This is a genomic window from Microcoleus sp. CAWBG640 (assembly GCF_020883015.1).
GTDB lineage: Bacteria > Cyanobacteriota > Cyanobacteriia > Cyanobacteriales > Microcoleaceae > Microcoleus > Microcoleus anatoxicus.
Genome location: NZ_JAHRFC010000130.1, coordinates 4,256 through 10,219, shown reverse-complemented (window position 1 = coordinate 10,219; position 5,964 = coordinate 4,256). Strand labels below are relative to the sequence as shown.

General features: G+C 44.5%; 4 protein-coding genes. All 4 read left to right on the top strand.

Features of this window, described 5'->3' with window-relative positions:
- Positions 1–644 (top strand): catalase (locus AAFP11_RS28385; RefSeq protein WP_341740033.1); only part of this gene is annotated, 644 nt, incomplete at its 5' end.
- Between the two features lie 523 nt (positions 645–1,167).
- Positions 1,168–1,608: a peroxiredoxin gene (locus tag AAFP11_RS28380; protein ID WP_341740032.1), complete on the top strand. Its 441-nt coding sequence runs from the start codon at positions 1,168–1,170 to the stop codon at positions 1,606–1,608.
- Between the two features lie 232 nt (positions 1,609–1,840).
- The gene (locus tag AAFP11_RS28375; RefSeq protein ID WP_341740031.1) at positions 1,841–4,495 is read left to right on the top strand and encodes a C39 family peptidase; all 2,655 of its coding nucleotides are present in this window, start codon (positions 1,841–1,843) and stop codon (positions 4,493–4,495) included.
- Between the two features lie 189 nt (positions 4,496–4,684).
- The gene (locus AAFP11_RS28370) at positions 4,685–5,584 is read left to right on the top strand and encodes an AraC family transcriptional regulator (RefSeq protein ID WP_341740030.1); all 900 of its coding nucleotides are present in this window, start codon (positions 4,685–4,687) and stop codon (positions 5,582–5,584) included.
- The last annotated feature ends 380 nt before the right edge of the window (positions 5,585–5,964 follow it).

Below are 5,964 nucleotides of genomic sequence, written 5' to 3'. Positions count from 1 at the left end.
GGAAGCACTCAGAGTTTCCCTTAATTAATGTGGGAATTCTCGAACTCAATCGCAATCCCCAAAACTTTTTTGCGGAAGTAGAACAGGCGGCATTTTCTCCTTCTAATGTCGTTCCAGGAATTAGCTTTTCTCCAGATAAAGTGCTGCAATCTCGCATCATGTCCTATGCAGATGCTCAACGCTACCGTCTCGGTACAAACTATCAGCAATTACCGGTGAATCAACCAAAGTGTCCGGTGATGAACTACCAGGCTGATGGCGCAATGGCACTAGGTAACAACGGTGGTAGCGCCCCAAACTACGAACCCAATAGCCACGAGGATACGCCCAAGCAAAATTGTGTCTATGCTGACCCAGCTTGGGACTTAGGAAATGTCAAAGTTGATCGCTACGATCATCGTAAAGGCAATGACGATTATACTCAAGCAGGAGACCTCTATCGCTTGATGAAACCCGATGCACAGCAGCGGCTTGTCGCTAATATTGTGGAAAGTTTGGGTGCAGCAAAACCGGAGATTCAGATGCGCCAACTGTGCCATTTCTTCCGCGCCGATCCGAATTATGGCCGCCAAGTGGCAGAAGGTTTAGGGATTAAGCTCGATCCATCGATGATGGCTGCTGCGGCTCAACCGGTGGGCGTGTAGCATCGGAATTAATATTACCTATAATCAGGAGACAGCAAGGCTGTTTCCCTACAATTAATCACGGTTTACTCGTTACCAGGCTCCAGCCTGGTAACGCCGATCGGGATGCTCTGCCGACCTTTTTACTCGTTATATCGTTTCAGGTTGGATCGGAATTATTTAACCGCAGAGAACACAGAGGACACAGAGGGAGAAAATAGAGATTTTAATAATTCAGACGCTACCGGATTTGATATTACCAGACTCCAACCTGGTAACGCTGAGCGGGAGGCTTTGCCGACCTTTCCATCTTCCCCAGCGAGGCAGAGCCTCTGGATATGGGTTCCCAGGCTGGAGCCTGGGAACCAGTTAATATATTCGTAGGGGGGAAGCATGACCGTAGTAAATCTCTGGCGATCGTTAATAAATTGCCTGCGGTCATGCTTCGCCCTTCCAAAAGTGAGATGCACCCATTCCAAAGGTACATAACCAAGTAAAATAAGTTGAGGAACTGCAAGAAAAACCAAACAAGGGAAACAAAACTATGACTTTACCAGTTGGATGCGCCGCCCCTCAATTTACCGCCAAAGACACCAATGGCAAAACAGTATCCCTCTCTGAATTCTCCGGTAAAACCGTCATATTGTATTTCTACCCCAAAGACGACACCCCCGGCTGCACCAGACAAGCCCAAAGCTTCAAAGCAGCTTATGAAGAATACAAGGACAAAGATATTGTAGTTCTCGGTGTCAGCCGCGATAATGAGGAATCTCACCAAAAGTTCACAGAAAAATACTGTTTGCCTTTCCAGCTATTAGCAGATGTGGATGGCGCGATTACCAAAGCCTACGATGTCGAAAAAGGTGATTATGCCAAGCGCGTCACCTTTGTCATCGATGGTACCGCCAAAATCATTCAAGTTTTTGAAGGAGAAACCATGAAAGTTGACTCTCACGCTCAAGATATTCTGGTCACAATTGTGTAGTTAAGTTAACTAAAATTAATCATGTCGATCGACAGGTGAATATTTTAGCCGATCGAACTTAAAGGCACTTACCGCCCTGAGACTGAATCTAGGGGCGGTTTTGTTTGCGATCGAGCAGTTATGTTTGATAAAATCAGAATTTATCATTGTGATAGCTGAACAATTACCAAATTTGTGCCAATTTTAAATTAACAGCCAGATTTAACAGCAAACCTAGCTAAGAGAGATTGAGATGACAAACAGCACCAGTATTTTGACCTACTTAGGCCCTCAAGAAATTGAGGCGAATCGAGCCTCCGCCCTAGTGGGCATTTTTGACAAAAATCGAGTGGCTGGGATTTCAGCAACCGAAGGCACAAATGCCCTGAATGTAGAAATAAATTTATCTACAGGTACTTGGAGTATCGGTTTACCCAAAGGCTTCGACAACCCTGGAATTCGCACATTGCAAGTAAAAGCAACTGATAAAACAGGCAAAGTTATCGGCGAACAAACATTTAATATCAAAGTCAATCCTGCTACTAACTCCGCCCTTCCCTTGTTGATGTTAGTTGTCCTCCAAAATACCAAATTTAAAGCGGGAACAATCGCATCAGCCAGTCTCAATGACCAACAAAAAGCCGACACAATCGCGGGTCAAACCTATATGCTGGCAGATTATGAGTTAGACGATAGACACCTGAGAGTAGAACTAAATAATCCCATTTCTCCTGTGGGAAAATCTGGCTATTTCTATGAAGAACACGTTTTGCTAACCAAAGGTGCAAAAGTTCTCAGATTCGATCGCACTGACTTACCGACACCCCCACCGGGAATGCAGTTACTTTGGGTAGTCAAAAAAAGTAAATTGAAGCTCAGCCCCGCTGATTCTGCTACCTTATCCTCCACTCAAAAAGTAGACCTCAGTCAGGGAGAAACCTTCAATATCCTCGGCTATGCTTGCATGGAAAATCATTTTCGAGTCACCTTCGATCGCCCCATACCCAACTTGGGAACTTCCGGTTTTCTGTACTCGCAGCACGTCCAAATTTTGCAAAATGGTCGAGGTATTCCCTTTGACACAAATGCAGTCACCATGACTGTTCTCAAAACTACTGTGTTTAAAAAGCGACCAGCGAATGCAGCGACTCTGCAACCACAGGAAAAAATTACTTTACCAGCGGGAATAATTTACGGAATTAGCGGATTTTCCATCGAACAAGGCCACATTAAAGTCTCTCTTACTGAAAATTTACCGCCCTTTGGTAATACCGGTTTTATTTTTCCCGATTTTGTACAATTTGCCCGCGGTGGCAAATCTTTCAATCCGGCACCAAATTTAACTTATCAAGGTCCGACGGAAGTGTTGCTGAATCAGACGATCGCACTTTCAGGTACTTTTGATAAACAAGAAGCAGTCAAAGTTGAAGTCATAGCCGAGGATAAGCTGCCACTAAACGTCACACTAAACCAAACAGCAGGCACTTGGCAAGTAAATTTAGCCAAAGGATTTAGCACGCCTGGAGCTCGTTGGCTGCGACTGCGAGCGACTGATAGCAAAGGCAATGTTACTGGCAGTCAAATCATTTATATTACCGTAAGTTCTGACCCCTTAACTGTCGGGAAAGATTTGACTTTAAAGATAGTTTCTGATACTTTATTTAAAGTAGCTCCAGTGGACTCTTCCCGACTAGACAATCAGCAAAAAATTCTGGTCAAAGCTGGGCAAACTTTGATTGTTAACAAGTACGGATTTATTGACGGCCATCTCAAGGTGGTTTTGGATGCGGCAATTACGCCGATCGGCACTTTTGGCTATTTTTATGAACCAGACGTTCAGCTAGCCAAAGGTACAAAAATCCTGAAATTTGACCTAGCTGATGTACCCAATACTAACATCAGCGCTCAACTTTTGGTAACTCAAACCACCCAGATTAAAGGTTCACCGGAAGATTCACTGAAACTCCCAGCAAATCAGGTGGCTGACCTAATTTTAGGCAGTAGCTATGCCATTACTGGCTATGCCTGCATTTTGGGTCATTTCCGCGTAACTCTTGCCGAATCTATTCCTGATTTTGGGAATGTGGGCTTTATCTATTGGCGTCACGTTCAAATTAAAAAATTAGATAAAGAAATTATCTTTGATCCCGATGCTTTGACCATAACAATGTTGCAACCAACTGTGTTCAAAAAACGACCAGTTGATGCTAACCAATTGAGCGCTACGGAAAGGAATACGTTACCTCTGGGTCGAGTTTACGGTGTGGAAAGCTACGGTGTGGAAGGAAATCACCTGAAGATTTCTTTGACGGAAGAACTGCCTAATTTTGGCAATACAGGTTTTGTTGTTCCTACTTCTGTTCAGTTTAAACGGGGTGATAAAGTTTTCGATCCTGTTCCAAATAATGTGGAATTGAATGTGCCCTATTTTTCGCAGCGTGATAATCCCCGTTTTGATTGGTCTACTTGCAATGTAACTGCGATCGCGATGGTACTTTATTACTATGGTGTTCGTTCTAAGTGGGGCGGACAGTTGGAGGATGAGTTATTGCAGTGGTGTTTTGACTATGCGGGTCAGGGTTCACAAACGGATCATAACGTGCTTTCGGCGCTGATTAAGGCTTACGGGTTCAAGACGAGTTTTAGTACGACTCGGAAATGGGCTGATTTGCGATCGGAATTGTTGAATCGGCGGCCAGTGGTTTTAGCAGGAGATTTTACTGCTTCGGGTCATATTATCACTTTAATTGGTTACAATTCCGACGGTTATATCGTCCAAGATCCTTGGGGAGATGCACTCACTGGTTATAGGGATACTGAGGGTAGAAAGTTGATGTATCCTTACAATTATATGAATCAAGTCGCCGGGCCCGATGGGAATATTTGGGCGCATTTTATCTCGCGCTAATTTAAAAGAGAGAGAGGGCGGGGATTCTTGGCACCGCCCCTACAAAAGGGTGGATAAGAGTATTCAAAGTCACCCTTGTTAATCAGGATTTAGGGCGATCGAAACTTGGCTAAAAGCTAAAAGTATTGAGATGCGTTTTGTGTGTTTCATAAATATATGATAGGGCAACTACGGTAGCAGGTGTAAGCTATGTCCTCAGAGAAACCGTTAATTCTAGATTTTGCCCAGACAGACGCGACGAAATTGATTCTTCCGCGTCCCGCAATCCTGTCGAGTCACGGTGCAAAGTGGGAGGGAATTCACGTCGAATATCACCGTCAGCCACCACCACACCAATGTCCTGAACACTGTTTCCAACAGCACAGCATTGGGCTGATACTCAATTCAGTAACAGTAACAGGAATACTGAACGGAAAACACTACGGTAGCGAACCGTGGCAAAGTGGAGAGATGTTCATCGGTGCTGCTGGTACTGATTTCCAGTCAAGTGCAGTCGAAGAACCTGAATTTATGGCGATCGCCCTTGAACCTACCGACTTCGACAATACAGTTGGCGAATCAACCAATTCAAACCTCATTGAGATTATACCGCAATGGCAAATCTGCGATCCGTTAATTTTCGGCATTGCCTGGGCTCTGAAAACCGAACTGGAATCAGGTGGATTAAACGGCACTCTTTATGTCGATGCACTGAAAAACGCACTTTCAATGCACATACTGCACCGCTATTGTGCACAAAAACCGCATCGGCGAGATTTTGAAGGCGGTCTCGATCCGGGCAAATTGCAGATAGTTATTAACTACATAAATGACCACCTAAACCGAGATTTGCACATAGCTGAACTGGCTAACTTAGTGCAGATGAGTCCTTATTATTTCAGTCGTTTGTTCAAACAATCAATTGAAATCACGCCCCATCAATACGTCACCCAGTACCGGATTGAAAAAGCCAAACAATTGTTGAAAAAGCCAGATTTATCAATAGCCTATATTTCGCAGCAAGTCGGGTTTCACGACCAAAGTCACTTTAGCAAGACTTTCTGCAAAATCGTCGGTGTGACTCCTAAGAAATATCGCGATTCACTTTAATAAAGGTAATACCCGCAGTGCGGCAGTCCGGCAGTTCGGCAGGGGTTTAAACCCCTGCCTCAAAGCAGAAGTCGGTTGAAACCGACTGAAAAGCTAGATTAAATCATCATCAATCCCAGTCCTCTTTGAGAGGACTTTCGCTATGAGACAGGGGTTTTCAACCCCTGGCGGACCCTCGGATTTACCCAAAATCTTTCGCATTCAAAAATCTTCGCATTCACCCACAAATCCGCCGGAGTTTGCGGATTAACCCAAAAGTCCGCCGGGGAATCAATTCCCCGTCGAGAAAGCAGAAGTCGGTTGAAACCGACTGAAAAGCTAGATTAAATCATCATCAATCCCAGTCCTCTTTGAGAGGACTTTCGCTATGAGACAGGGGT

Coding starts and splice junctions, on each gene's coding strand:
- AAFP11_RS28375 (WP_341740031.1), top strand. CDS start 1,841: ATGACAAACAGCACCAGTATTTTGACCTACTTAGGCCCTCAAGAAATT.
- AAFP11_RS28370 (WP_341740030.1), top strand. CDS start 4,685: ATGTCCTCAGAGAAACCGTTAATTCTAGATTTTGCCCAGACAGACGCG.
- AAFP11_RS28380 (WP_341740032.1), top strand. CDS start 1,168: ATGACTTTACCAGTTGGATGCGCCGCCCCTCAATTTACCGCCAAAGAC.